The 23,440-nt window shown below is 74.6% G+C and carries 29 protein-coding genes; 17 read left to right on the forward strand and 12 right to left on the reverse strand.

Annotated features, from left to right (window positions below):
• Positions 1-12: 12 nt before the first annotated feature.
• From AB0I11_RS18680 to AB0I11_RS18700, 5 genes are read left to right on the forward strand one after another with little or no spacing between them, the layout of a single operon-like run.
• Positions 13-408, forward strand: coding sequence for a metalloregulator ArsR/SmtB family transcription factor (locus tag AB0I11_RS18680; protein WP_357321478.1), 396 nt, complete (start codon positions 13-15; stop codon positions 406-408).
• Positions 341-823 (forward strand): SRPBCC family protein, encoded by a 483-nt coding sequence (locus tag AB0I11_RS18685; protein WP_357321482.1) that lies wholly within the window; start codon positions 341-343, stop codon positions 821-823. Before AB0I11_RS18680 ends, AB0I11_RS18685 begins: the two co-directional genes overlap by 68 nt.
• Positions 810-1,397 carry a TIGR03086 family metal-binding protein gene (locus AB0I11_RS18690; protein WP_357321485.1) on the forward strand — a complete coding sequence of 196 codons (588 nt, stop codon included), beginning with the start codon at positions 810-812 and terminating at the stop codon, positions 1,395-1,397. Before AB0I11_RS18685 ends, AB0I11_RS18690 begins: the two co-directional genes overlap by 14 nt.
• 30 nt (positions 1,398-1,427) lie before the next feature.
• Positions 1,428-2,045: a dihydrofolate reductase family protein gene (locus AB0I11_RS18695; protein WP_357321487.1), complete on the forward strand. Its 618-nt coding sequence runs from the start codon at positions 1,428-1,430 to the stop codon at positions 2,043-2,045.
• 4 nt (positions 2,046-2,049) lie between these two features.
• The gene (locus AB0I11_RS18700; protein ID WP_357321490.1) at positions 2,050-2,892 is read left to right on the forward strand and encodes an alpha/beta hydrolase; all 843 of its coding nucleotides are present in this window, start codon (positions 2,050-2,052) and stop codon (positions 2,890-2,892) included.
• A gap of 9 nt (positions 2,893-2,901) precedes the next feature.
• Here AB0I11_RS18700 and AB0I11_RS18705 read toward each other — a convergent pair whose 3' ends face one another.
• A complete protein-coding gene (locus tag AB0I11_RS18705; RefSeq protein WP_357321493.1) occupies positions 2,902-3,930 on the reverse strand; it encodes a LacI family DNA-binding transcriptional regulator in 1,029 nt (342 codons plus the stop codon).
• Between the two features lie 133 nt (positions 3,931-4,063).
• Here AB0I11_RS18705 and AB0I11_RS18710 point away from each other — a divergent pair, with 133 nt between their 5' ends.
• The 5 genes from AB0I11_RS18710 to AB0I11_RS18730 all read left to right on the forward strand — a co-directional run bounded on the left by AB0I11_RS18710 (position 4,064) and on the right by AB0I11_RS18730 (position 9,125).
• A complete protein-coding gene (locus tag AB0I11_RS18710) occupies positions 4,064-5,215 on the forward strand; it encodes a Gfo/Idh/MocA family oxidoreductase (protein ID WP_357321496.1) in 1,152 nt (383 codons plus the stop codon).
• Positions 5,212-6,375: a dihydrodipicolinate synthase family protein gene (locus tag AB0I11_RS18715; protein ID WP_357321499.1), complete on the forward strand. Its 1,164-nt coding sequence runs from the start codon at positions 5,212-5,214 to the stop codon at positions 6,373-6,375. Before AB0I11_RS18710 ends, AB0I11_RS18715 begins: the two co-directional genes overlap by 4 nt.
• Positions 6,372-7,211: a sugar phosphate isomerase/epimerase family protein gene (locus tag AB0I11_RS18720; protein WP_357321502.1), complete on the forward strand. Its 840-nt coding sequence runs from the start codon at positions 6,372-6,374 to the stop codon at positions 7,209-7,211. The genes AB0I11_RS18715 and AB0I11_RS18720 overlap by 4 nt, the downstream gene beginning before the upstream one ends.
• A 74-nt stretch (positions 7,212-7,285) precedes the next feature.
• Positions 7,286-8,452, forward strand: coding sequence for a GDSL-type esterase/lipase family protein (locus tag AB0I11_RS18725; protein WP_357321505.1), 1,167 nt, complete (start codon positions 7,286-7,288; stop codon positions 8,450-8,452).
• A gap of 217 nt (positions 8,453-8,669) precedes the next feature.
• A complete protein-coding gene (locus AB0I11_RS18730; RefSeq protein WP_357321508.1) occupies positions 8,670-9,125 on the forward strand; it encodes a DUF5709 domain-containing protein in 456 nt (151 codons plus the stop codon).
• A gap of 25 nt (positions 9,126-9,150) precedes the next feature.
• On the opposite strand, the gene AB0I11_RS18735 is transcribed toward AB0I11_RS18730, so the two are convergent.
• Both AB0I11_RS18735 and AB0I11_RS18740 read right to left on the reverse strand, forming a co-directional pair.
• Positions 9,151-9,447: a MoaD/ThiS family protein gene (locus tag AB0I11_RS18735; RefSeq protein ID WP_357321511.1), complete on the reverse strand. Its 297-nt coding sequence runs from the start codon at positions 9,445-9,447 to the stop codon at positions 9,151-9,153.
• Positions 9,444-10,559 (reverse strand): exo-alpha-sialidase, encoded by a 1,116-nt coding sequence (locus AB0I11_RS18740; RefSeq protein ID WP_357321514.1) that lies wholly within the window; start codon positions 10,557-10,559, stop codon positions 9,444-9,446. The genes AB0I11_RS18735 and AB0I11_RS18740 overlap by 4 nt, the downstream gene beginning before the upstream one ends.
• Positions 10,560-10,695: 136 nt before the next feature.
• Between AB0I11_RS18740 and AB0I11_RS18745 the strand changes: the two genes are divergently transcribed.
• The 3 genes from AB0I11_RS18745 to AB0I11_RS18755 are packed head-to-tail and all read left to right on the forward strand — an operon-like array spanning position 10,696 to position 11,702.
• The gene (locus tag AB0I11_RS18745) at positions 10,696-11,115 is read left to right on the forward strand and encodes an MmcQ/YjbR family DNA-binding protein (protein WP_357321517.1); all 420 of its coding nucleotides are present in this window, start codon (positions 10,696-10,698) and stop codon (positions 11,113-11,115) included.
• 54 nt (positions 11,116-11,169) lie between these two features.
• Positions 11,170-11,490 carry a DUF4326 domain-containing protein gene (locus AB0I11_RS18750; RefSeq protein WP_357321520.1) on the forward strand — a complete coding sequence of 107 codons (321 nt, stop codon included), beginning with the start codon at positions 11,170-11,172 and terminating at the stop codon, positions 11,488-11,490.
• Entirely contained in the window at positions 11,487-11,702 is a 216-nt protein-coding gene (locus AB0I11_RS18755; RefSeq protein WP_357321523.1) for a hypothetical protein, read from the forward strand. The genes AB0I11_RS18750 and AB0I11_RS18755 overlap by 4 nt, the downstream gene beginning before the upstream one ends.
• Before the next feature lie 63 nt (positions 11,703-11,765).
• On the opposite strand, the gene AB0I11_RS18760 is transcribed toward AB0I11_RS18755, so the two are convergent.
• The 3 genes from AB0I11_RS18760 to AB0I11_RS18770 form a co-directional block, all read right to left on the reverse strand.
• Positions 11,766-12,299, reverse strand: a complete 534-nt coding sequence (locus AB0I11_RS18760; protein ID WP_357321526.1) for a GNAT family N-acetyltransferase — start codon at positions 12,297-12,299, stop codon at positions 11,766-11,768.
• 133 nt (positions 12,300-12,432) lie between these two features.
• Positions 12,433-12,753, reverse strand: a complete 321-nt coding sequence (locus AB0I11_RS18765) for a TraR/DksA family transcriptional regulator (RefSeq protein WP_357321528.1) — start codon at positions 12,751-12,753, stop codon at positions 12,433-12,435.
• A gap of 299 nt (positions 12,754-13,052) precedes the next feature.
• Entirely contained in the window at positions 13,053-14,189 is a 1,137-nt protein-coding gene (locus tag AB0I11_RS18770) for a CoA transferase (RefSeq protein WP_357321531.1), read from the reverse strand.
• Positions 14,190-14,312: 123 nt separating this feature from the next.
• Here AB0I11_RS18770 and AB0I11_RS18775 point away from each other — a divergent pair, with 123 nt between their 5' ends.
• Positions 14,313-15,056, forward strand: coding sequence for a zf-HC2 domain-containing protein (locus AB0I11_RS18775; RefSeq protein WP_357321534.1), 744 nt, complete (start codon positions 14,313-14,315; stop codon positions 15,054-15,056).
• Between the two features lie 63 nt (positions 15,057-15,119).
• Here AB0I11_RS18775 and AB0I11_RS18780 read toward each other — a convergent pair whose 3' ends face one another.
• The gene (locus tag AB0I11_RS18780) at positions 15,120-16,217 is read right to left on the reverse strand and encodes an NYN domain-containing protein (RefSeq protein ID WP_357321537.1); all 1,098 of its coding nucleotides are present in this window, start codon (positions 16,215-16,217) and stop codon (positions 15,120-15,122) included.
• A gap of 35 nt (positions 16,218-16,252) precedes the next feature.
• Positions 16,253-16,726, reverse strand: a complete 474-nt coding sequence (locus AB0I11_RS18785) for a molybdenum cofactor biosysynthesis protein (protein ID WP_357321540.1) — start codon at positions 16,724-16,726, stop codon at positions 16,253-16,255.
• A 75-nt stretch (positions 16,727-16,801) separates the two neighbouring features.
• On the opposite strand from AB0I11_RS18785, the gene AB0I11_RS18790 reads away from it, so the two are divergent.
• The gene (locus AB0I11_RS18790; protein ID WP_357321543.1) at positions 16,802-17,134 is read left to right on the forward strand and encodes a putative quinol monooxygenase; all 333 of its coding nucleotides are present in this window, start codon (positions 16,802-16,804) and stop codon (positions 17,132-17,134) included.
• 3 nt (positions 17,135-17,137) lie between these two features.
• Here the strand turns inward: AB0I11_RS18790 and AB0I11_RS18795 are convergent, their stop codons facing one another.
• The 3 genes from AB0I11_RS18795 to AB0I11_RS18805 form a co-directional block, all read right to left on the reverse strand.
• The gene (locus AB0I11_RS18795; protein ID WP_357321545.1) at positions 17,138-17,665 is read right to left on the reverse strand and encodes a hypothetical protein; all 528 of its coding nucleotides are present in this window, start codon (positions 17,663-17,665) and stop codon (positions 17,138-17,140) included.
• Positions 17,666-17,769: 104 nt separating this feature from the next.
• Positions 17,770-18,489, reverse strand: a complete 720-nt coding sequence (locus tag AB0I11_RS18800; protein WP_357321547.1) for a hypothetical protein — start codon at positions 18,487-18,489, stop codon at positions 17,770-17,772.
• Positions 18,482-19,063, reverse strand: a complete 582-nt coding sequence (locus AB0I11_RS18805) for an RNA polymerase sigma factor (protein WP_357321550.1) — start codon at positions 19,061-19,063, stop codon at positions 18,482-18,484. Before AB0I11_RS18805 ends, AB0I11_RS18800 begins: the two co-directional genes overlap by 8 nt.
• A gap of 72 nt (positions 19,064-19,135) precedes the next feature.
• Between AB0I11_RS18805 and AB0I11_RS18810 the strand changes: the two genes are divergently transcribed.
• Positions 19,136-20,383 carry a hypothetical protein gene (locus AB0I11_RS18810; RefSeq protein WP_357321553.1) on the forward strand — a complete coding sequence of 416 codons (1,248 nt, stop codon included), beginning with the start codon at positions 19,136-19,138 and terminating at the stop codon, positions 20,381-20,383.
• Between the two features lie 60 nt (positions 20,384-20,443).
• On the opposite strand, the gene AB0I11_RS18815 is transcribed toward AB0I11_RS18810, so the two are convergent.
• Positions 20,444-21,667, reverse strand: a complete 1,224-nt coding sequence (locus AB0I11_RS18815) for a multidrug effflux MFS transporter (protein ID WP_357321560.1) — start codon at positions 21,665-21,667, stop codon at positions 20,444-20,446.
• Positions 21,668-21,986: 319 nt separating this feature from the next.
• Between AB0I11_RS18815 and AB0I11_RS18820 the strand changes: the two genes are divergently transcribed.
• Positions 21,987-23,132, forward strand: a complete 1,146-nt coding sequence (locus tag AB0I11_RS18820) for a cellulose binding domain-containing protein (protein WP_357321556.1) — start codon at positions 21,987-21,989, stop codon at positions 23,130-23,132.
• The last annotated feature ends 308 nt before the right edge of the window (positions 23,133-23,440 follow it).

Consider the following 23,440-nt stretch of genomic DNA (forward strand, 5'->3'; position numbering starts at 1 on the left):
AAAGGGGGGGCGATGACCACGGACGTGCTGTCCCGAGTCTTCGCCGCCCTCGCGGATCCGACCCGGCGCGACATGGTCGCCCGGCTCTCCGGGGGCGACGCGACCGTCAGCCAGCTGGCCGCGCCGTACGGGATCTCCCTGCAGGCCATCTACAAACACCTGCGGGTGCTCGAGGACGCCGGACTGGTCAGCCGGCCGCGCGGGCCGCAGCCCCGGCGGGTACGCCTCGAGGTCGAGGCCCTGGACCTGATGGACACCTGGATCGAACGCCACCGGGACCGCGTCGAGCAGCGCTACCGCCGCCTCGACGCCGTCCTGGCCGAGATGAAGGGACAAGAGCATGGACAAGACCACGGAGACCGTGATCGAGGCGGACCCGAAGCTGCCGGTCATCCGAATGACGCGTGACTTCGCGGCAACGCCCGAGCAGCTGTTCCGGGCCCACACCGATCCCGGGTTGTTCGCCCGCTGGGTCGGCCCGGACGCCGTGACCACCCGGATCGAGCACTGGGACGCGTCCACCGGCGGCAGCTGGCGGTACGTCTCGGCGCACGACGGCGCGGAGTTCGCGTTCCACGGCTCGTTCCACGAGGTGCGGCCGGACCGGATCGTGCAGACGTTCACCTTCGACGGCGAGCCGGACGGCGTCGCGCTGGAGACCCTGTGGTTCGAGGACCTGGGCGACGGCCGGACCCGGCTGCACGCCCAGTCGCTGGTCGACAGCTTCGAGAGCCGCGACGCGTGGCTGCGCAGCGGCATGGAGGTCGGTGTCGACGAGGGCTACGCGAAGCTGGACAGGATGCTGGCCGATGGCACTGTCTGAGCAGCCGGCCGAGCGGCACCGGCAGGTGGCCGGGCTGTTCGCCGACCGGGTCCGGGGCACCTCCGGGTGGGACGCGCCGGCCCCGGTCGCCGGCTGGACCGCCCGGGACGTCGTGCGTCACCTCGTCGAATGGTCTCACGGGTTCATCGCCGCCGGCGCCGGCATCACGCTGCCCCAGGGGCCGTCGGTGGACGACGACCCGCTCGCCGCGTGGCAGGTGCACCGCGACGGGGTGCAGACGGTGCTGGACGACCCGGCGACGGCGGGCCGGGAATTCACCAACCCGCACCTGGGCAGCCTGCCGCTGGCGGTCGCGATCGACCGGTTCTACACCACCGACGTGTTCATGCACACCTGGGACCTGGCCCGGGCCACCGGCCAGGACGACCGGCTGGACGCCGACTTCTGCGCCGAACTGCTCGGTGGAATGACGCAGATGGAGGAGGTCATCCGCTCCTCCGGCCAGTTCGGCAGCCGGGTCGAGGTGCCCGACGGCGCGGACGCCCAGACCAGACTGCTCGGCTTCATCGGCCGGGACCCGTCCTGGTCGCCGGGGCTCGTCCGTGACCGATGAGTTCGGGCGGCGGATCGGGTCTACCCTGACATGACTCGCATCATCGCGGACATCTCGATGTCTCTCGACGGCTTCGTCACCGGGCCCGACCCGGGTCCGGCCAACGGTCTGGGCACCGGCGGCGAGGCCCTGCACACCTGGGCGTTCTCCGACGACCCCGACGACCGCCGGGTCCTGCGCGAGGGGACCGCCCGCTCGGGCGCCGTCGTCCTCGGCCGCCACCTCTTCGACGTGGTCGACGGGCCGGCAGGCTGGGACGACACCTCCGGCTACGGCGCCGGTGAGGTCGCCAGGCCGGCGTTCGTCGTGGTGACCAGCTCACCGCCGGAATCGGTGCGGACAACCGACCTCGACTGGACGTTCGTCACCACCGGTCTGGCCGACGCCGTCACCGCCGCGCGCGAGCGAGCCGAGGCGGCATCGGCGGAGAGCGGCCGGGACCTCGACGTCATCCTCATGGGCGGCGGCGCCACGATCGCCTCGGCGCTCGACGCCGGGCTGGTCGACGCGCTGACGCTGCACCTCGCGCCGGTCGTGCTGGGCGCCGGGACACCGCTGTTCACCGGCGCGGCGCCGCGCACGCTGGTGCAGCGCAGCGTGGTCCCGACATCGACCGCAACCCACCTGACCTACGACATCGCCCGGTGATCCGATGACCACGATCAACGCCAACGGGACCGTGCTGGGCATCGAGTCGTTCGGTGCCCGGGACGCGCCACTCGTCCTGCTCGCCGGCGGCACGACGATGCTCTCCTGGCCCGACGCGCTCTGTGCCCGCCTCGCCGCCGGTGGACGTCGGGTGGTGCGCTACGACCTGCGCGACAGCGGGGAGTCGACCACGACCGATCCGGAGGCGCCCGCGTACACCCTGCGCAGCCTCGCCGCCGACGCGGCGGCCCTCGTCGACGCGCTCGGCGGGGGCCCCGCGCACCTCGCCGGCATCGGCGTCGGCGGGATGGTCGCCCAGGTGGCCGTGCTCGACCATCCGGGCGCCTTCTCGGCGCTCACCCTGGCCAGCACCCGCGCGGTCGCCCCCGGCCCGCCCGACGACGACCTCCCCGACCATGACCGGGCGACGATGGGCCGGCTGTTCGCGCGTCCGATGCCCGACTGGACCGACCGCGAGGCGGTGGCGGAGTTCGCCGCCGCCGGCGCGGAGATCCTCGGCGACGACCCCGTCGCCGCGCGCGCCGTCGCCGCGCGCGTCTGGGACCGTACCCCCGGCACCACGCCATCGGTGCAGCTGGCCAACCAGCTGGGCCTGGTCTTCTCCCGGCTCGACTGCACACCGCGCTGGCGTGAGCGCCTGCCCGGGATCGCGGTCCCCACGCTCGTCGTGCACGGCCGCCGGAACCGCTTCTTCCCCGTCGGCAACGGCGAGGCGATCGCGCGGGAGATCCCCGGGGCACGGCTGCTCGTGCTGGAGAAGGCGGCCACCGCGATCCCCGATGCGGCGGTCGCCGAGGTCGCCGAGGCGATGCTCGCCCTCGGATAGCGGGCCTCGTCAGCCCAGCTTGGCGGTGCTGGCCCGGATGACCACCTCGCCGCCGAGGCGCACGACGCGCCGCCGCCGGCCGGTGTTCTCGGTGAGCGCCATCCGCATCGCCTGCTCGCCGAGCTGCTGCAGCGGCAGGGCGACCGTGGTCAGCGGCGGGGTGAGGTCGCGGACGATGGGGATGTCGTCGAAGCCGGCGACGGAGACGTCGTCGGGCACGGACAGCCCGTGGTCGCGCAGGGCGGCGCAGGCGCCGATGGCCATCACGTCGGTCAGCGCGAACACGCAGGTGGCGGTGAGCCCCCGCGTGAGCAGCTCGGTCATGGCCTGGTAGCCGCCGTCGCGGGTGAACGGCGCCGCCACGACGTTCGCCGCCGGCAGCGGCACGCCGGCCCGGGTGAGTTCGTCGCGGAAGCCGCCGAGCCGGTCGGTGACGGTGGTCAGGGCGGGCGGCCCGGCCAGCACGGCGAAGCGGCGGTGGCCGAGGTCGAGCAGCGCGCGGGCCATCGCGGCGGCCCCGGCCCGGTTCTCCGGCAGGACGCTGTCCACCTTGAGGCTGCGGTGCCGGCTGACCGCGGCGACCCGCCCGCCGCCGTCCAGGTAGGGCCGCAGCTCCGCCTCCAGGGCCCGCTCCCAGCGGGGGTCCTCGAAGCCGGAGCCGGTGAGCAGGATGGCCGGGGCGCGTTCGGCGCGCAGCATCGACACGTACGCGATCTCCCGCTCCGGGTCGCGGAAGGTGCTGGCCAGCATGACCAGCAGGTCGTTGTCGCCGGCCACCCGCATGACGCCACCGGCGATCGCGGAGAAGTACGGGTCGGTGACGTCGTGGCAGATCACGCCGACGGTGCGGTGCGCGGCGCCGGCCAGCGCCCGGGCGTGCGCGTTCGGGGTGTAGGCCAGCTTCTCGGCGGCAGCGAGGACCCGGTCGCGCAGCTGCGGGGTGACCCGCGTGCCGTTGAGCGCCCGGGAGGCCGTGGCCAGCGAGACGTCCGCGGCCCGCGCCACGTCTTCCAGCGTCACGTGGGGCCGTGGCTGCATGGCTGTCCCCCTGTGGAACGTCTTGACCGGACGAATTCGCCGTGGTTACCGTAACACTCCTGAAAGCGCTTTCTGATAGCGCTTTCAGGAGTGCCGCCGGGTTCACCGGGGCCGACCGGGGAGGGACGGACACGTGGAGCGCACGTCAATCGGGATCATCCTCAACGGGGTGACCGGCCGGATGGGCTACCGGCAGCACCTCGTCCGGTCCCTGCTCGCCATCCGCGAGCAGGGCGGGCTGCCCGCCCGCGACGGCAGCCGGATCTGGCCGGAGCTGACCCTGGTGGGGCGCAACGAGGCCAAGCTCGCCGAGATCGCCACCCGGCACGGGCTGACCTCGTACACGACCGACCTGGACGCCGCGCTCGCCGACGACTCCCACCAGATCTACTTCGACGCCCAGGTCACCGCGCAGCGGGAGAAGGCCATCCGGGCCGCCATCGAGGCCGGCCGGCACGTCTACACCGAGAAGCCGCTCGCCGAAGGGCTCGCCGGCTCGCTGGAGCTGGCCCGGCTCGCCGCCGCCCGGGGCGTCAAGAACGGCGTCGTACAGGACAAGCTCTTCCTGCCCGGCCTGCGCAAGCTCAAGCGGCTGGTCGACGGCGGCTTCTTCGGCCGGATCCTGTCGGTACGCGGCGAGTTCGGCTACTGGGTGTTCGAGGGCGACTGGCAGGACGCCCAACGGCCGAGCTGGAACTACCGGGCCGAGGACGGCGGCGGCATCACCGTCGACATGTTCCCGCACTGGCACTACGTGCTGGAGCAGATCTTCGCCCCGGTCACCGCGGTGACCGCGCACATCGCCACGCACATCCCCGACCGGGTCGACGAGGCCGGGCGGGCCTACCGGGCCACCGCCGACGACGCCGCGTACGGCATCTTCGAACTCGCCGGCGGCATCGTCGCCCAGATCAACTCCTCCTGGGCGGTCCGGGTGTACCGGAACGAGCTGGTCGAGTTCCAGGTCGACGGCACGCACGGCAGCGCGGTTGCCGGGCTGCGCGAGTGCCGCATCCAGCACCGGGGCGCCACCCCGATGCCGGTGTGGAACCCGGACCTGCCGGCCACCGAGGACTTCCGCGGCCAGTGGCAGACCGTGCCGGACAACGAGGACTTCGACAACGGGTTCAAGGTCCAGTGGGAGGCGTTCCTGCGGCACGTCGTCGACGGCGTGCCGTTCCCGTGGGACTTCCTGGCCGGCGCCCGCGGCGTCCAGCTCGCCGAGGCCGGGCTCCGCTCGGCCCGCGAGGGGCGGCGCGTCGAGATCGAGGAGATCACCCGGTGACCGCCCGGATCAGGCTCCCCGGCCCGCACGGCGGCACCGCGACGCTGACGCTGCGCGAACCGCCCGGCTGGCGGCGGCCGACCGCCCCGCCGGCCGCCCGGATCGCGTACGCGGCGGCGCACGTGGTCGCCGACCCGTACGCCGACAACGCGCCCGGCTGCCCGGCGCGCCTGGACTGGGACGCGACGCTGGCGGTGCGGCGCGACCTGTGGTCGTGGGGCCTCGGCGTGGCCGAGGCGATGGACACCGCGCAGCGCGGCATGGGGCTGGACTGGGCGGCCACCCGGGAGCTGATCCGGCGCAGTGCCGCCGAGGCCGCCGCCTGCGGCGGGCGCATCGTCGCCGGTGCGGGCACCGACCAGCTCCCCGGCGTGCCCGGCACGCTCGACGAGGTGGTCGCCGCGTACGCCGAGCAGGTCACGTTCGTGCGGGAGTGCGGCGCCACGCCGGTGCTGATGGCCAGCCGGCACCTCGCCGCGCTCGCCGCCGGGCCCGAGGACTACCTGCGCGTCTACGAGCGGGTGCTGCGCGAGGCCGGCGCGCCGGTGGTGCTGCACTGGCTCGGCGACATGTTCGACCCGGCGCTGTCCGGCTACTGGGGCTCGACCGACCTGGACCAGGCCACCGCCACGTTCGCCGCGCTGGTGCACGCCCACGCCGACCTGGTCGACGGCGTGAAGGTGTCCCTGCTCGACGCCGGCCGGGAGGTACGGCTGCGGGAGCTGCTGCCGCCGACGGTGAAGGTCTACACGGGCGACGACTACCACTATCCAGAGCTGATCGAGGGCGACGGGAAACGGTTCAGCCACGCCCTGCTCGGCGCGTTCGCGGCGATCGCCCCGGCCGCGTCGGCCGCGCTGGCGCGCCTCGACGCGGACGACCCGGCCGGGTTCCGGGCGGTCCTCGACCCGACGGTGCCGCTGTCCCGGCACCTGTTCGCCCCGCCCACGCCGTACTACAAGACCGGCGTCGCGTTCCTGTCCTGGCTGAACGGGCGGCAGCCCGGCTTCACCATGGTCGGCGGTCTGCACGGCGGGCGCGGCGTCCCGCACCTGGTCGAGGCGTTCCGGCTGGCCGACGCCGCCGGGCTGCTCCTCGACCCGGAGCTGGCGGCGCGGCGGATGCGCACGTACCTGGACGTCGCGGGCGTGCCCGGATGACCGCCGACCCGCGGCTGGCGCGGCTGTCGCTCAACCAGCGCACCACGCAACGCTGGTCGGTGGCCGAGGCGGTCGGCGGCTGCGTGCGCGCCGGCATCCCCGCGATCGGGCTGTGGCGCAAGCCGGTGGCCGAGATCGGCGTGGCGGCGGCCGCGCGGCTCGTCGCCGACGCCGGGCTGCGGGTGTCGTCGCTGTGCCGGGGCGGGTTCCTCACCGCCACCGACGACGCCGGCCGGGCCGAGGCGCTGGCGGACAACCGGCGGGCGATCGACGAGGCCGCCACGCTCGGCGCCGCCTGCCTGGTGCTGGTCGTCGGCGGCCTGCCGCCGGGCTCCCGCGACCTGACCGGCGCGCGGCGGCGGGTCGCGGACGCGCTGACCGAGCTGGCGCCGTACGCGGCCGAACGCGGGGTACGGCTCGCGCTGGAGCCGCTGCACCCGATGTACTGCGCCGACCGGGCGGTGCTGTCCACGCTCGGGCAGGCCCTGGACCTGGCCGAGGCGTTCCCGGTCGAGCGGGTCGGCGTCGTGGTGGACACGTTCCACGTCTGGTGGGACCCGGACGTGTGGCGGCAGATCGCCCGGGCCGGCGATCGGATCGCCAGCTTCCAGGTCTGCGACTTCCTCACCCCGCTGCCGGCCGACGTGCTGCTCGGCCGGGGCATGATGGGCGACGGGCACATCGACTTCCCGCCGCTGCGCCGCGCGGTGGAGGCGGCCGGGTACACCGGGGACGTCGAGGTGGAGATCTTCAACGCCGAGGTGTGGGCCACCGACCCGGACCGGGTGCTCGCCACCATGACCGCGCGGTACGTGGATCGGGTACTCACCGACTGACCCAGCGTCACGAGTCCGGCCTGTCGGATAAATCAGGTGGCCGCTCCCCCGGGCCCGGGGGCAGGATCGGGATCATGCCCTCCCCGCACCTCACCACCCCGATCACCGCCGACCTGCTGCGCGGCGCGCTCGACCTGGAACAGACCGCCCACGGGGTGCTGCCGCACCGGCTGCCCGCGTGGGCCCGGGCGCAGAACACCGACCCGCAGTTGATGATGGCGGAGGCGATGCCCTCGGGCGTGCGGCTGGTGTTCCGCACCCGCGCCACCGTCGTGGAGCTGGACGTGCTGCCCACGAAGATGGTCTACCGGGGCACCGGGCCGCGTCCCGACGGCCGCTACGACCTGGTGGTCGACGGGCGCCTCGCCGGTCAGGCCACCGCCGGCGGCGGCAAGGTGCTCACCATCGACCTGACCGCCGGCACGTCCGGCGTCGAGCCGGGTCCGGTCGGCACGGTGCGCTTCACCGACCTGCCCGGCACCGACAAGGAGGTGGCGATCTGGCTGCCGCACCGGGAGATCACCGAACTGGTGGCGCTGCGCACCGACGCGCCGGTCGAGTCGGCCGACGCGGGTGGCCGCCGGGTGTGGCTGCACCACGGCAGCTCGATCAGCCACGGCTCGGACGCGGAGAGCCCCACCGGCACCTGGCCGGCGGTGGCCGCCACGCTCGGCGGCGTGGAGCTGGTCAACCTCGGATTCAGCGGCAGCGCGCTGCTCGACCCGTTCACCGCCCGGGCCATCCGCGGCACCCCGGCCGACCTGATCAGCGTCAAGATCGGCATCAACCTGGTGAACAGCGACCTCATGCGGCTACGCGCGTTCGGCCCGGCCATGCACGGCTTCCTGGACACCATCCGGGAGGGCCACCCGCACACCCCGTTGCTGGTCGTGTCGTCGATCCTGTGCCCGATCCAGGAGGACACGCCCGGTCCCGGAGCGGTGGACTTCGTCGACGGGAAGGTGCGGTTCCGGGCCACCGGCGACCCGGCCGAGGTGGCCGCCGGCCGGCTCACGCTGCGGGTCATCCGCGCCGAGCTGGCCCGGATCGTGGCTTCCCGGGCCGGCGCGGACCCCGACCTGCACTACCTCGACGGGCTGGAGCTGTACGGCGAGGCCGACTACGCCGAACTGCCGCTGCCCGACGAGCTGCATCCCGACCCGGCCGCCGACCGCCGCATCGGCGAACGGTTCGCGACCCTGGCGTTCGGGCCGAAGGGGCCGTTCGCCATGCCGGCATGACGGGCACCCCGCACGGTGCGGCGTGACCCAGGTCACGGCGCACCGTGATCCGTCGGCACCGCCGTGACCGACCAACGGGGCACCGGTCAGCCGTCACCCGGCCGGTCGTGGGCAAGCTCACCGGGGCGGCGACCCGGGGCTCACGTCCCACCCGCACGGACTTAGGGTGGGACTGAACGGTCCAGACCAGAGCGGTCGCGACCAGGGAGGTATCGCCATGAGCCAGACCGACTCCGTCGACGAATGGAACGTGGCCGAGGACGACGGCGTCCTGGACGCCTCGGACACCCTCGACGATCAGCGGGTCGGCGACCCGCTGGACACCGGGATCGTCGCCCCGGACCACTGGACGGCGGCGAACCGGTTCGGCACCACCCCGGCCGAGGAGCGCGCCGGCGAGTCGCTCGCGCAGCTGCTCGCCGAGGAGGAACCGGACATCGACCCGTACGCCGAGGTGGCCGACGACGACGAGGACGAGCTGACCCGCCGCGGGTACGAGCGGGAGCCGCGGACCGGTCGGCTGGTCGCCCCCGACGCGGGCTTCGAGGGGGACGAGGAAGCGGACGCGGTCGCCTGGGACGTCGGGATCGACGCGGGCGCGGCCAGCGCCGAGGAAGCCGCCGTGCACCTGGTCGACGACCCGAACGGCCCCGGGGACGGCCCGCTGCGGTGAGGCCGCGGGCCGCCCGGGCCAGTGGTCATCCGCCCGCCATCGCGCCGAGGATGATGAACGGCTCCTTGCCGGCGCTGACCTCCTCGGGCAGCGGCGCGTCCGGTGGCTCGTTGGACAGGTCCTCCTCGCAGGCGTAGAAGCGGACAAAAGGGCGGCGCTGGCCGCTGCGCCGGTCCCGGATGGTGCCCAGCAGCATCGGGTACCGCTCCTCGATGGTGTCCAGCACCCGGCGCTGGGTGACCGGGCCGGCCAGGTCGAGGCGTACCTCGCCGGTGACGTGTGCGAGGTTTCGCAGGTGGGCCGGGAGGACCACCCGGATCACGGCAGCACCTGGACTTCCACGGAGAGCACCGCCGGCAGGTCCCGCACGATCGGCGCCCAGCTGTCGCCGCCGTCGGCCGAGTGGTAGACCTGACCGCCGGTGGTGCCGAAGTAGACGCCGCACGGGTCGAGGCTGTCGACGGCCATGGCGTCGCGCAGCACGTTGACGTAGCAGTTGGCCTGCGGCAAGCCATTGGTCAGCGGCTCCCACTCCCCGCCGCCGGTGCGGCTACGGTAGACCCGCAGCTTGCCCTCCGGCGGGAAGTGCTCGGAGTCGCTCTTGATCGGCACCACGTAGACCGTCTCGGGCTCGTGCGCGTGCACCGCGATCGGGAACCCGAAGTCCGACGGCAGGTCGCCGCTGACCTCGCGCCAGTTCGCGCCGGCGTCGTCGCTGCGCATGACGTCCCAGTGCTTCTGCATGAACAGGGTGTCCGGCCGGGACGGGTGCTGGGCGAGGCGGTGCACGCAGTGGCCGACCTCGGAGTCCTGGTCGGGAATCTCGCCGGAACGAAGCCCCTTGTTGATCGGCAGCCAGCTGGCGCCGCCGTCGTCGCTGCGGAACGCGCCCGCCGCCGAGATGGCGACATAGATCCGGTCCCGGTTCGCCGGATCCAGGATGATCGTGTGCAGGCACATGCCGCCGGCGCCCGGCTGCCAGGCCGGCCCGGTCGGGTGGGTACGCAGGGCGGTCAGCTCGGTCCACTTCTGGCCGCCGTCCCTGGTGACGTAGAGGGCGGCGTCCTCGGCCCCCGCGTACACGGTGTCGGGGTCGTCGCGGGACGGCTCCAGGTGCCAGATGCGCTTGAACTCCCACGGCCGGGGGGTGCCGTCGTACCAGAGGTGCTCGCCGACCTCGCCGGTGTAGGCGAAGTCGTTACCGACCGTGGCCCAGCTCCGGCCACCGTCGTCGGAACGCTGGATGAGCTGGCCGAACCACCCGCCGGACTGGGACGCGTAGAGCCGGTCCGGGTCGGCCGGCGACCCGGTGAGGTGGTAGATCTCCCAGCCGCCGAAGTGCGGCCCGTCCACCGTCCAGTCGGCGCGCGCGCCGTCCGACGTCAACGTGAACGCGCCCTTGCGTGTGCCGACCAGCACCCGTACGCCGCTCATGCCCTCATCCTTCCGTTGGACGTTCCACTCGGTAGACGGTCCTCCGCGCCGAAAATCATCGGTACCGGTCAGTCGTACCGTGCGGCTACGACAATCAGCGGGGAGAGTGTCGGAGGGCCGGGGTAGCCTCCCGGGCGTGACTGGCCCTGGAGACGTCCCACCCGGGATCATCGACCGGCTCCGTCCCGTCTGCCTCGCGCTGCCGGAGGTCTACGAGGAGCCGGCGTGGGTGGGCACGCGTTGGCGGATCCGCAAGCGCACCTTCGCCCACGTGCTCACGGTCGACCCCGGGCACCAGGTCGCGTACGCCCGCGCCGCCGCGACCGACGAGCCGGTCTGCGTCATGACGTTCCGATCGCCCGGCGACGAGATCGCCGGGCTGCTCGCCGCCGGCCACCCCTTCTTCAAGGCGGACTGGGGCGTCGACGTGGTCGGCATGGTGCTCGACGAGGCGGTGGACTGGGACGAGGTCGCGGAGCTGCTCGCCGAGAGCTACTGCGTCCTGGCGCCCAAGAAGTTGGCCGCGCTGGTCGATCGACCGCCCGCGCCCGGGTGACCCGACCTGCGCCATACTGACCTGGCCGGCGGGACGTTTGAGGAGAGCCGAGCCATGCGGGCAACCACGGTCGTCAACCTGAAGGGCCACCGGGACGATCCGGCGTACGCCGACGTGGTCTACGTCGGGCGGGCCATGCACCGCGGCGGCTGGCGCCTCCCGCAGTCGCCGCTGTCCTGCCCGTACCGCCCGGGCCCGGACGGCAGCCGCGAAGAGGTCGTCGAGAAGTACCGGGCGTACCTGCTCGGCCGGCCCGACCTGCTCGCCCTCCTGCCCGACCTGCGCGGACGCCGGCTCGGCTGCTGGTGCGTGCCGGAGCGCTGCCACGCCGAGGTGATCGCGGAGCTGGCCGACTCGCCGGGGACGTCGGGATGATTCCCAGCCTCCTGCTGGTCGGCCTCGTGCTCGGGCGCTGGTGGTGGCTGCCGCTGCTGCTCGCCGCGGTCGGTTGGCCGGCGCTGCTCGTCGCCACCGGGGCGATGACCGTGGCGCCCGGCCTGGTGGGGGCCGCCGGGCTGGCGGTGCTGAACGCCGCCGTCGGCGTGGCGGTCCATCAGGCGGTCCGCCGGGCCCTGACGCACCGCTGACCCGCCCGCGCCACCACCCCGCGCCGCGACCGAACCGCCGATCGGGCTGATCGCCGAGCGGCGTCAGCCCAGCTTCTTGCGCAGGGTCTCGAACGCCAGGTCCGGCCGCAGCGGCACGCCGAACCGCTCGTCGCCGTACGGGAACGGGCTCAGCTCGCCGGTACGCAGGTAGCCGCGCCGCTCGTACCAGGCGATCAGGTCCTCCCGCTGGACGATCACCGTCATCCGCAGCTCGCCGGCGTGCCACTGCTCGCGGGCGTACCGTTCGGCCTCGGCCAGCAACTCGCGGCCCAGCCCGCCGCCCTGCCGCCCGGGCGAGACCGCGAACATCCCGAAGTACGCGTGGTCGTCGTGGCGCTCCAACTGGCAGCAGGCGACGATCCCGGTGCCGTCCTCGGCGACCAGCACGGTGCCGTCGGGTCGGGTCACCGCCTCGGCCACCATGGCCGCGTCGGTGCGCTGCCCGCCGAGCAGGTCCGCCTCGTGGGTCCAGCCGGCGCGGCTCCGCTGCCCCCGGTACGCCGACTCGACCAGGCCGACGAGGGCGTCCACGTCGTCGGGGCCGGCGGTGCGGATGCGGGGAGCGGGACTGGTCATGGTGCGTCTCCAGGGTCGCGGCGGCTCGCCGGGTCAGCGTACGCAGGCCGGCCGGTCCGGCGACTGCCGGTCGGCAGGTGACGCCGGCCGGGCAGGTGACGCCGGGCCGTCGGGGGACGGCCCGGCGCGCCGGTCAGTGCCGCTTCTGCTGGCAGGGGACGCAGAAGCGGGCGTGCGGCAGCACCTCCAGCCGCTCGGGCGGGATCGGCGTCGCGCATCCGGCGCAGATGCCGTATTCGCCCTCGGCCATCCGGCGCAGCGCGTCACCGATCTGCGTCACGCTCTGCCGGGCGGCGGCGATCAGCGCGTCGCGGGTGTGCGCCTCGCCGGGGTCGCCGGTGTCCGCGGTCAGTTCGGTCAGGCGCGTGGTCTGCGCCTCGAACTCGCTGGTCAGGGTGGCCCGCAGCCGGGTGAGCCACTGGTCGTCGACGGTGCCGGGCAGGTTCGTGCTCATGATTGCCTCCGGAAAAAGAAAAAGGGCCGAAGCCGGTTGGCTTCGCCCTGGTGGCCGTGCGCGGGATGTACGGATCCGGCGGGAGGGCCACGGTCGGAGGGAATCGGGCTCGGCAGGCCGGCCACCGCGACGGTGGCCGGTCGGGGCCGGTGGGCAGCCGCCAGCGCCGCCGTGGGAACGGCGGTGCGGAGCGGCTGGCCGGACATGGGGCCAACCATAGGCGGAGCCGTCCCGGGAACCAAGCGGTTAGCCGGGCCGGGCGAGCCGGCGGGCGTGCGGCCAGCCGGCCACCAGGCGGGTCAGCCGGCCAGCCAGGCGCGGATCTGCGCGCCGTGCTCGTCCAGCCCGGGCGGGGGCAGGTCGTGCCGGGGCGGCGTCGCCGAGAAGCCGATCGGATGACCCACCGTCGGTACCCCGCCCACCTCCACCACCGGGTCCAACCCCAGCTCGCGGGCCAGCGCCACCCCACCGTCCAGGCCGTTGATCGGGGAGCACGGCACCCCGGCCGCCCGCAGCTCGCGGAACCACTCGTCGGTGCCCCGCCGGGCGAGCCGGTCCACCAGCAGCGGGCGCAGCGCCGCCCGGTTGGCCGTCCGGTCCGGGTTGCGCCGGAACCGCGGGTCGTCGGCCAGCTCCGGCCGCCCGAGAACCCGACAGAGGGTACGGAACTGCCCGTCGTTGCCGGCGATCACCACCAGCTCGCCGTCGGCGGTGGGCAGCGGCTCGTACGGGAAGATGCTCGGGTGGGCGTTGCCGGTCCGGGCCGGCACGACCCCGGCGGCGACGTGCGCGCTGGCGTGGTTGACCAGGCCGGACAGCGCCGACGAGAGCAGGTTCACCTCGACGTGCTGGCCGAGGCCGGTGCGCTCGCGGTGCCGCAGGGCGGCGAGGATGCCGACGGCCGCGTGCAGGCCGGCGATCACGTCGAGGACCGCGACCCCGGCCTTGTAGGGCGGCCCGTCCGGCTCGCCGGTGAGGCTCATCAGCCCCGACGCCGCCTGCGCCATCAGGTCGTACCCGGGCAGGTGGGCGCCGGCCGCCGCGCCGAACCCGCTGATCGAGGCGTAGACCAGGCCGGGATTGGCGGCGGCGACGCTGGGCTGGTCGAGGCCGAAGCGCCGCAGCGCGCCTGGGCGGAAGTTCTGGATCATGACATCGGCCCGTTCGGCGAGCCGCCGGGCCAGCCGCAGGTCGTCCGGGTCGGTGAGGTCGAGGACGACCGAGCGCTTGTTGCGGTTCACACCGAGGTAGTAGGTGGCGACGCCGTCGCGGACCGGCGGCGCCCAGCTGCGCGTGTCGTCGCCGCCCGGCCCCTCCACCTTGATCACGTCCGCGCCGAGGTCGGCCAGGAGCATGGTCGCGTACGGGCCGGCGAGGACCCGGGAGAAGTCCGCCACGAGCAGTCCGTGCAGCGGCCCCGTCGAGCCCTCGGCCATCGCCACTCCCCTCCCCGGTCGCGGGCCCACGATGGCACACCCCGCAACCGGCGGGAAGGACCCGGCGGGACCCGGTCGGGGCCGGCCGGGAACCGTGGGGGCGGCCCGGACGACTACCCCTACATGGGGTGTGAGCAGTGGCGGGAGATCCTGTCGGCGGAGCTGGACGGCGAGGCGTCCCGGTCGGAGAGCGTGGCCGCCGAGGAGCACCTGGCGGGCTGCGCCGGCTGCCGGGCGTGGTTCGACGCCGCGGCGGCGGTGACCCGGCGGGCACGGACCCGGGTGGCGCCGCCGGTGCCCGACCTCGTCGACGCGGTGCTCGCCGCTGTGCCGCCGGCCCCGGCCCGGTCGCGGTGGCGGGAACGGGTGGGGCTCGGGCTGCGCGGCCTGCTCGGGCTGCTGGGCGCCGTGCAGCTGGTGCTCGGCCTGACCCAGATCGGCCGGGACGCGGTCATCGGCCACGGACCCGGCGCCGGCCAGCACCTGTGGCACGAGTCCGCCGCCTGGAACGTGGCCGTCGGGGCCGGCTTTCTGGTCGTCGCGCTGCGCCGATCCGCCCCGACCGGGCTGCTGCCGATGCTCAGCGCCTTCGTCGCCACTCTGGTGCTGCTCTCGGTGAACGACCTGATCATCGGGCAGGTGGCGGTGGCGCGGCTGGTCAGCCACGGCTTCCTGCTCGCGGGGTGGGCGGTGATGGTGCTGCTGGCCCGGCCCGGGTGGCGCCCGGGCGGTACGCCGCCGCAGCGCACCCGCTCGTCCGGGTCCCGCTGGTCGCTCCGGCTGGAGGAGCAGCCGGAGCCGGCGCCGCTGCGACTGGTGCCGCCGACGCCGTACTCCGCGCAGGCCCGCCACCGCCCGGCGGCCTGACCCCGCCTCCGCCGGCCGGCCCGGACGGGCACCGGGCGGCGCGCCCGGCGAGGGCCGGACGGGTCAGGAGGTCGGCGGGGTGAGCAGGTAGTCCTCGGCGTCCGGGTCCCAGCGCAGGTCGACCGCGCCGCTGGTCGCGGCGGCCTTGCCGAACTGCAGGAAGCTGCGGTAGCCCAGCCGCCGCTCGCTGAAGTCGGGCCGGGCCCGGCGGAGCTGGTTCTTCAGGCCGGAGAGCGCCACCGCCCCGTCCCCGGCGGCAAGTTCGGTCACCACCGTGCGGAGCAGCTCGAACGCGGCCTCCTGCTCGCCGCGCTCGGGCAGCGACACCTCGGGGTCGCCGCTGGCCGGCCCCTCCCCGAGTTCGACCACGTTGTGCCCGGCGAGGTGGCGCAGCAGCTCGCCGAAGGTGCGGAAGCCGTAGTCGGACTCGCTGAAGGTCGGGTCCTTGCGCAGCAGGGTCCGCTTCAACGCGGACGCGGTCACCTGACCGCCGGAGCTGCCCTGCAGGCCGGCCACCGTCTGGGCCACCAGCACGGCGAGGCTGTCGACGTCGCGGGGCGGTTCCTCCTCGACCGCCGGCCCCGGCTCGGGCTCGGGCTCGGGCTGCGGCTCCACCGGCTGCTGCGGCTCGGGGCCGGCCGGGCGGGTGGCCGGGCGGGTGCGCCGGCCGCCCGACGGCGGGATGTCCACGCCCTCCAGCCGGTCGTAGTAGAGGAACTCGTCGCAGGCCGGCGGCAGCAGGGCCGAGGTGGACTTCTCCACGCCGACGCCGATCACCCGCTTGTTGAGCTCCCGCAGCTTGTGCACCAGCGGGGTGAAGTCGCTGTCCCCGGTGCAGATCACGAAGGTGGAGAGGTAGTCGCGTTCGAAGGCCAGCTCGATGGCGTCCACCGCCATCTTGATGTCGGCGGCGTTCTTGCGCGACGCCCCCATCCGCTGCGGGATCTCGATCAGCTCGACGTGGGAGCGGGTGAGCATCCGCCGGTCCTCGTCGAAGTACGACCAGTCCGCGTACGCCCGGCGCACGATCACCCGGCCGCGCTCGGCCAGCGCGTCGGCGATCGGGCGGAAGTTGAAGGGCCGGCCACCATGGTGGTCGCGTACGCCCAGCGCCAGGTTCTCGTAGTCGAGGAACAGCGCGATCCGGTCTTCTTGATCCACGCCGTCCAGCCTACGCGGCGCGGGGCCGCACCGGTTCACGCCTCGACGGCCACCGCGACCGGGCCGACCCGGAGCAGTCCGTCGGTCAGCGGCTCACAGCGGACCCCGCCGTGGCCCCGCAGCGCCTTCCACGCCCCCTGGCCGACCGCGACATCCATCCAGGCACACGGGCGCGCCGGACGGTGCACCCGCAGCCGGACCGGACCCTGCCCGCTGTCCAGCACGAGCACCCGGCCCACCAGCTCGTCCACGGCCACCCCGCTGGTGAGCACGTTGCGCCGCACCTGGGTGAGGTCGGCCCCGGCGGGCAGATGCTCCTGGCCGATCAGGGTCACGCTCGCCTGCCGGTGGGCCGGCCGGCCGAAGTACCGGTCGCCGACGATGCCGAGACCCGCCCGGATCCGGATCTCCTCGACCAGCTCACCGGGCGGTGCCGGCGCCGGACCGTCCGCCGGGCGACCCACATAGCGGTGCACCGGCGAGGCGAGCAGCTGGACGATCCGTGACATGCGCCGATTCTAGGAGCGGCGAAACCCGGGTGCGGGTGCGACCGGCTCCCCGGCCCGGCTGGGTAGCCTGGTGCCATGATCTTCATCACCGCCAAGTTCCGCGTCCGGCCCGAACACGCCGACCGGTGGCCGCAGATCGCCGCCGACTTCACCGCGGCCACCCGGGCCGAGCCGGGCTGCCTGTGGTTCGACTGGTCCCGCAGCCTCGACGACCCGACCGAGTACGTGCTGGTGGAGGCGTTCCGGGACGACGAGGCCGGTGCCGCGCACGTGCAGTCGGCGCACTTCCGGGAGGCGCAGCGCACCCTCCCGCCGCACCTGGCCGAGACGCCGCGGATCGTGAACGTCACGGTGCCGCAGCAGGACTGGTCGCGGCTCGGCGAGATGGCGGTGCCGGAGGAGAGCTGACGGTCAGCCGGCGGCGTACACCAGGTCCATCGTGTCGGTGCGGCCCGACCAGCGCAGGACGAGGCGCCAGCAGCCGGCCCGCGGCAGGTCGACGATGGACGGGCCGGGACCGCCCGCGACCTTCCGGACCACCGTGGTGTCGGTGCCGGCCAGCGTAGCGGTGATCTCCAGGTCGGCCGGCGCGGCGCCGGCGTCCGGCGTGGGGCCCGGGCGGGCCACCCAGAGGATCTTGTTCCTCGACCCCTCGTCCCGGTCGGCGGTCAGCGGGTGCCCGAACAGGGCCGCCACGATGTCACCCCGGTCGCCCAGCACGTGCGCGATCAGCGCGTCCCCGCTGAACCCGGCCCGCGCCCACTCGGGCAGCGGCGCCACCTCGACCCGGTCGGCGCACCGGGTCGGGGCCGCCGCCCCGCTGCGGCCGGTCGGACCGGCCTCCGGCGCCGTCGCCCCGCTGCCGCCGGTCGGACCGGCTTCCGGTGCCACCGGCGGGCCGGCGGCGGTGCAGCCCGCCAGCAGCAGCACCGACGCCACGCACAGCCTGCCCCGAGCACCCATCACGCGCCTCCGTTCCCGGCGCGGGTTCGCGCCCCTGCCAACAGGACACCGCCCGCGCCGGCCGGGTTCCCCTCCGGGACCTAGCCGAGCGACTCGGCGATCGTGACCGCCTCCTGCGGGGCGAGGTTCCCCTCCAGCCGGTAGCTGACCCCGTCCCGCTCCCAGATCAGGGTCTTCGCGGCCAGCCGGGCGGTCTCCACCCGGACCTCGCCGGCGCGGTCCACGTAGGCCACCGGGTGCGGGCCGGCGACCCACACGGCGAAGCCGCCGGCCACCTGGGTCCACTCCACGCCCGGCCCGCTGGCCTGCTTCTGGAAGACCACGTCGAGCCGGCCGTCGAAGGTGTCCAGGCGCAGCGCGCCGCCCCGGTAGAGCAGGGTGGCCACCCGGTAGCGGCCGCCGGCGTCGGGGTCGGCGACGAGCACCCGGTCGGGCGGGCCGAGCGCCGCCGGGACGCGGATCGGGAACCGTACCAGCCGCCGCGCCTCGTCGAGCGCGACGGCCCGCTGTGACGGCAGCGGGGCCGGCGTGCCGCTGGGCGACACCGGCACGGGTGCCGTGCCGATGGCGATGCCGGAGAAGCGCAGCAGGCCGGTCACCGCGTCGGCGACCGCGACCCGCGCCGGTGGCAGCGCGCTGACCAGTAGGGCGGCGATCGCCGCGGCCAGCCACCGGCGCCAGCGGCGGCGTCGGGTCACCGGCTCGGCCAGCCGGGCCCGGACCCGGGCGGCCAGCTCGGGGGGCTCCGGCGTCTCCAGCCAGGCGGCCAGCTCGCGCAGTTCGCGATCGAGGTCAGCCATGCCGCACCACCTCGTGGTCGAGCAGGCCGCGCAGTTTCACCAGCGCCCGGGACGTCCGCGACTTCACCGTGCCCCGGGGCCAGCCCAGCATGGTCACCGTCTCGTCCTCGCTGAGGTCGAGGAAGAAGCGGCAGACGAGCACCTCACGGTCCTTCACCGGCAGCTGGCGCAGGGCCCGGACCAGCGCCTCGCGCCGCTCCGCGGCCAGCACCGCGCCGACCGCGCCGTCCTCGCCGGCCACCGGTTCCGGGTACGCGGCCGCGGCCCGCAGCGCCAGCCCGTCCCGGCGGTTGCGGGAGCGGTGCAGGTTGCGGGTCTCGTTGGCCACGATGGCGAGCAGCCAGGACCGGAACGACGACTGGCCCCGGTAGCGGGACAGGTTGCGATAGCCCTTCACGAACGCCTCCTGGGTGACGTCCTCGGCGTCCGGACCCGCGCCGAGCAGCACCGCCGTCCGGTACGCGGACGCGGTGTGCCGGGCGACCAGGAGTTCGTACGCCTCCAGGTCACCGTCCCGGGCACGGGTGACAAGTTCCTCGTCGTCCAGGGGATCCTCCGCTCCGCTCCCCCTCATGACACCGCCCGGGCCGCGCCGGTTCCACCCCGACGGTGGGAACCTGGTCCGGCGCGGCGGTGTCATCCCGACATGACCGCCATCCCGATCCCACGCCGCGCCGTCCTCACGATGATCGCCGGCGCCGGCGTCGCCACGCTGGCCGGCTGCCGGCCCACCCGGGCCTCGACGCCCGCCCTGGCGCTGCCCGACGCGCTTCTGGTCGACCTCGACGGCGGGGTCGGCGTGCTGCGGGGCGCGACGCGGCGGACCTTCGCCCGGGCGGTCGCCAGCGCCGACGGTCAGACCGTCTACGTCACCGCGCCGGCCGGCGCCGACACCGCCTTCTGGGCGGTCCAACCCGGTAGGGACGACGCCTCGCCGCGGGTCGTCCTGCCGGGGCGGTGGGTGCCGCAGGTCGTCTCGGCGGGCGGCACGATGGTCGCGCTCACGCCCGAGCCGCGCGCCGTCACCGACGGCCCGCCCGGCGGGCGGGCGGCGACCCCGGTGCTGGTCGCCGACGCCGGCGGGGTGCGCTACCGGCTGGAGTTGCGCGGCAACCTGGTGCCGGAGACGTTCACCGCGGATCTCGGCGGGCTCTTCGTCCTCGACTGGCTGCCCGCGGCGGCCCCGGACCGGTACCGGGTCCGCCTGGTCGACCTGGCCAGCCGGACGGTCGGCCCGCTGCTGACCCGCGACAAGTCGCCCGTCCCGACCGGCGCGGAGGAGGAGATGCGCGGCGACGGCCGGCAGGCGGTGCTCGCCCCGGACAAGGCGCTGCTCTACACGCTCTACACCCACCAGCCCGGCCACCAGCACACCCGGGACCTGGTCAGCGGCCGTCCGGGCAACGCGCACGCCTTCGTCCACACGCTGCACCTCGAGCAGCGCTGGGCGTACTGCGTGGACCTGCCGCACCCGTTCGGCGAGTCCCCGGCGGCCAGTCACGCCATGGCGATCACTCCCGACGGGGGGCGGCTGTTCGTCGCGGACGTCACCTCGGGCACCGTCGCGGAGATCTCCACCGAGGGGCTGAACGTCACCCGGACCGGCCGGTTGGCCCCCGGCGCCGGCAGCGCGTACGCGGCCACCGACGGCCGGGCGCTCTTCGTCGGCGCCGGCACGGCGGTACGCGCGATCGACCTCGCCGGGCTCAACGGCACGGCGGAGTGGACGGTCCGCGACCCGGTCGCCGGCCTGGTGGCCGCGCCCGGCGGCGGCCGCCTCTACGTCGGCCAGCGCGCCGCGGTGAGCTGGCACGACCCGGTCACCGGCCGGGTGCTCGGCCGGGTCCCGGCCCCCGGCCTGGTGGCCGTACGCGGACCGGCCGCAGCGGGGTGACCGGCCGCCGGGCCGGCGACGCTCAGTGGACGGGGTGACGGGCCGCCGGGCCGGCGACGCTCAGTGGACGGCCACCGCGACCGCGGCCGGCTCGACGTCGGCCAGCCGGGCGGAGCCGACGACGGTGAGCAGCACCAGCAGCGCGGTGACCATCCCGCCGGCCACCACGGTGGCCATCGCGAGGCTGCCGGTGCCGAGCACCCCGACCAGCGGCGCGGCCACCGCGCCGACGCCGAACTGCACCGCGCCGAGCAGCGCCGCCGCGGTGCCGGCCGCCTCCCCGTGCCGGGACAGCGCCAGGGCGGGCGCGTTCGGCAGGGCCAGCCCGGCGGCGGCGAGCACCACCCAGAGCGAGGCGAGGATGGTGGGCAGGCCGCCGAGGCCGGTGGCGGCGAACCCGAGCAGCACCAGGCCGGCCGCGGCGCCGACGGTGAGGGCGGCAACCAGGATCCGTTGCGGGGTGTACCGGCGCAGCAGCCGCACGTTGACCTGGGTGGCGGTGATCAACCCGACGGCACCGGCGCCGAAGGCCAGCCCGAACTCCTGCTCGTCGAGCCCGTACCGCTGCTGGAAGACGAACGACGAGCCGGCCACGTACGCGAAGAGCGCGGCCATCGCCAGGCCGGCGACCAGGACCAGGCCGACGAACGTCCGGTCGCGCAGCAGCGCCCGGTAGTCCCGGACGGTGGCGGCCACGCCGCCGCGACGGCGCCGCTCCACCGGCAGGCTCTCGGGCAGTCCGAACACGGCTACCGTGGCCAGCAGCACGCCGAAGACCGCCAGCGCGGCGAACACGCCCCGCCAGTCCGACCAGCGCAGCAGGCCGCTGCCGAGGGTCGGGGCGAGGATCGGCGCCGCCCCCATCACCAGCATCAGCCGGGAGAAGAGCTTGGCGAAGGCGGCGCCGCTGAACAGGTCACGCACGACGGCCGTGGCCACCACGGCGGCGGCCGCGACGCCGAGCCCCTGCAGCACCCGCAGCACGCCGATCACCGCGATGTTCGGGGCCAGCACGCACAGCACCGAGGCGAGGATGTGCAGGGCGATCCCGGCGAGCAGCGGCGTGCGCCGGCCGACCGCGTCGGAGAGCGGGCCGATCAGCAACTGGCCGAGCGCGAGGCCGGCCAGGGTGCCGGTCAGGGTCAGCTGCACGGCCGCCGACGTGGTGTGCAGGTCGGTGGTGATGGCCGGCAGCGCGGGCAGGTACATGTCGATGGTCAGCGGCCCGATGGCGATCAGCGAGCCGAGCACGAGCACGAGTCGCAGCCGCTGCCCCCGGCCCATCAGGTCGCCGGGGGTCGCGATCGGGTCGGCGACGGCGGTCACGGCAGCAGGTCCGTGCGGGCGGGAAGATCTGCAACTCTCACACCTGGCAGCAAATCACCGACGGGCGACATGATTCCCGGCCGCGGCGAAGGGTGCCTCAGCTCACAGGCGCCGCGCGGGCCCGGCCACCCGGTTGACCGTCAGTTTGGATGGGACATAAACTAATTCAGATCGATAGATGTGTCCCGGGCCGCTCCCCGTGGTGCCCCCTCGCTCCGGCGTCCGTTCCGCAGCCGTCGGCGACGCCCCGGGCAACCGACTCCCGGGAGGTCCTCCCATGCTCAGACGGATCATCACCCTCGCCGCCGCGGGCGCCGCCACGGTCGCGGCCTGCGCCGTCGCGGCCCTGCCCGCGTCCGCCGCCAGCGGCTGCCGGGTCACCTACACCCTCACCAACCAGTGGCCGGGCGGGTTCGGCGCCGACCTCAGCATCACCAACCTCGGCGACCCGCTCAACGGCTGGACCCTCACCTGGTCCTACGGCGCCGGGCAGCAGGTCACCCAGGCGTGGAACGCCACCGTCACGCAGAACGGGGCGCAGGTCACCGCCCGCAACGCCAGCTGGAACGGCGCCCTGGCCAGCAACGCCAGCACCTCGTTCGGCCTCAACGGCTCGGTCACCGGCGGCAACCCGGCGCCGACGAGCTTCGCGCTCAACGGCATCACCTGCACCGGCACCGGGTCCGGACCGACCGGCACGCCGACGCCGACGCCGACGCCGACAGCAAGCCGGAGCGCAACACCCACGCCGACGCCGACCTCGGGCACCGGGGTGCCGGCGGACGCGGCGTGGGTCGCCAGCGGGCAGTGGGACTCGTGGACGAACAACGGCTACACGCTGAACAACGACGTCTGGGGCGCCGGCGCCGGCCCGCAGACGATCTGGGCGCGCACCGGCACCAACTGGGGCGTGATCGCCAACCACCCGCGCACCAGCGGGGTCAAGGCGTACCCGCACACCGGTCGCGCGCTCAACCGCACGCTCAGCTCGCTGAGCTCGCTGACCAGCTCGTTCAACGTCTCCGTGCCGGGCGCCGGCGACTACGCGACCGCGTACGACATCTGGGCGAACAACAACGCGTACGAGGTGATGATCTGGGCCAACCAGAGCGGTGCGGTCGGCCCCATCGCCGGCTCGTACGACGGCAACGGCGCGGTGCCGGACGCGCGCAACGTCAGCGTCGGTGGCCACACCTGGAACGTCTACCGGGGCTCCAACGGCAGCAACGCGGTCTTCTCGTTCGTGCGGACCAGCGGCACCAACGCGGGCACCGTCGACGTGCTGGCCGTCCTGCGCTGGCTGCGCACCCAGGGCTGGTGGGGCGACGTGACCATCGGTGAGGCCCAGTTCGGCTTCGAGCTCACCGGGACCGCCGGCCAGGCCGCCTTCGTCTGCTCCAGCTTCTCCCTCGGCTACGCCTAATGGGAGCTGTCGGGTGAGCCGTTGGCAGACTCGACATCCGGTAGCCGCGGGCGGGTGAGCACTCCCGACGCCTGGACATGTCAGTCCTGAGGTCAGAACGTGCCCCCGCTCGTGGTCGGAAGAGGAACGGCTGATGGGGTGTCGTGCCCGTCGACGCGCGTGAGCACTGGTCCATTAGGCCGCCGGGCTCTTCCGCAGGCTACCGACGGTGGCCCCTTGGGTGGAGCGGAGGCAAGCGTGCTGTTCGTCGGTGACGACTGGGCGGAAGATCATCACGATGTGGAGGTACAGGACCAGCATGGCCGGGC

The sequence above is a fragment of the Micromonospora sp. NPDC050495 genome, assembly GCF_040655175.1.
Lineage (GTDB): Bacteria > Actinomycetota > Actinomycetes > Mycobacteriales > Micromonosporaceae > Micromonospora.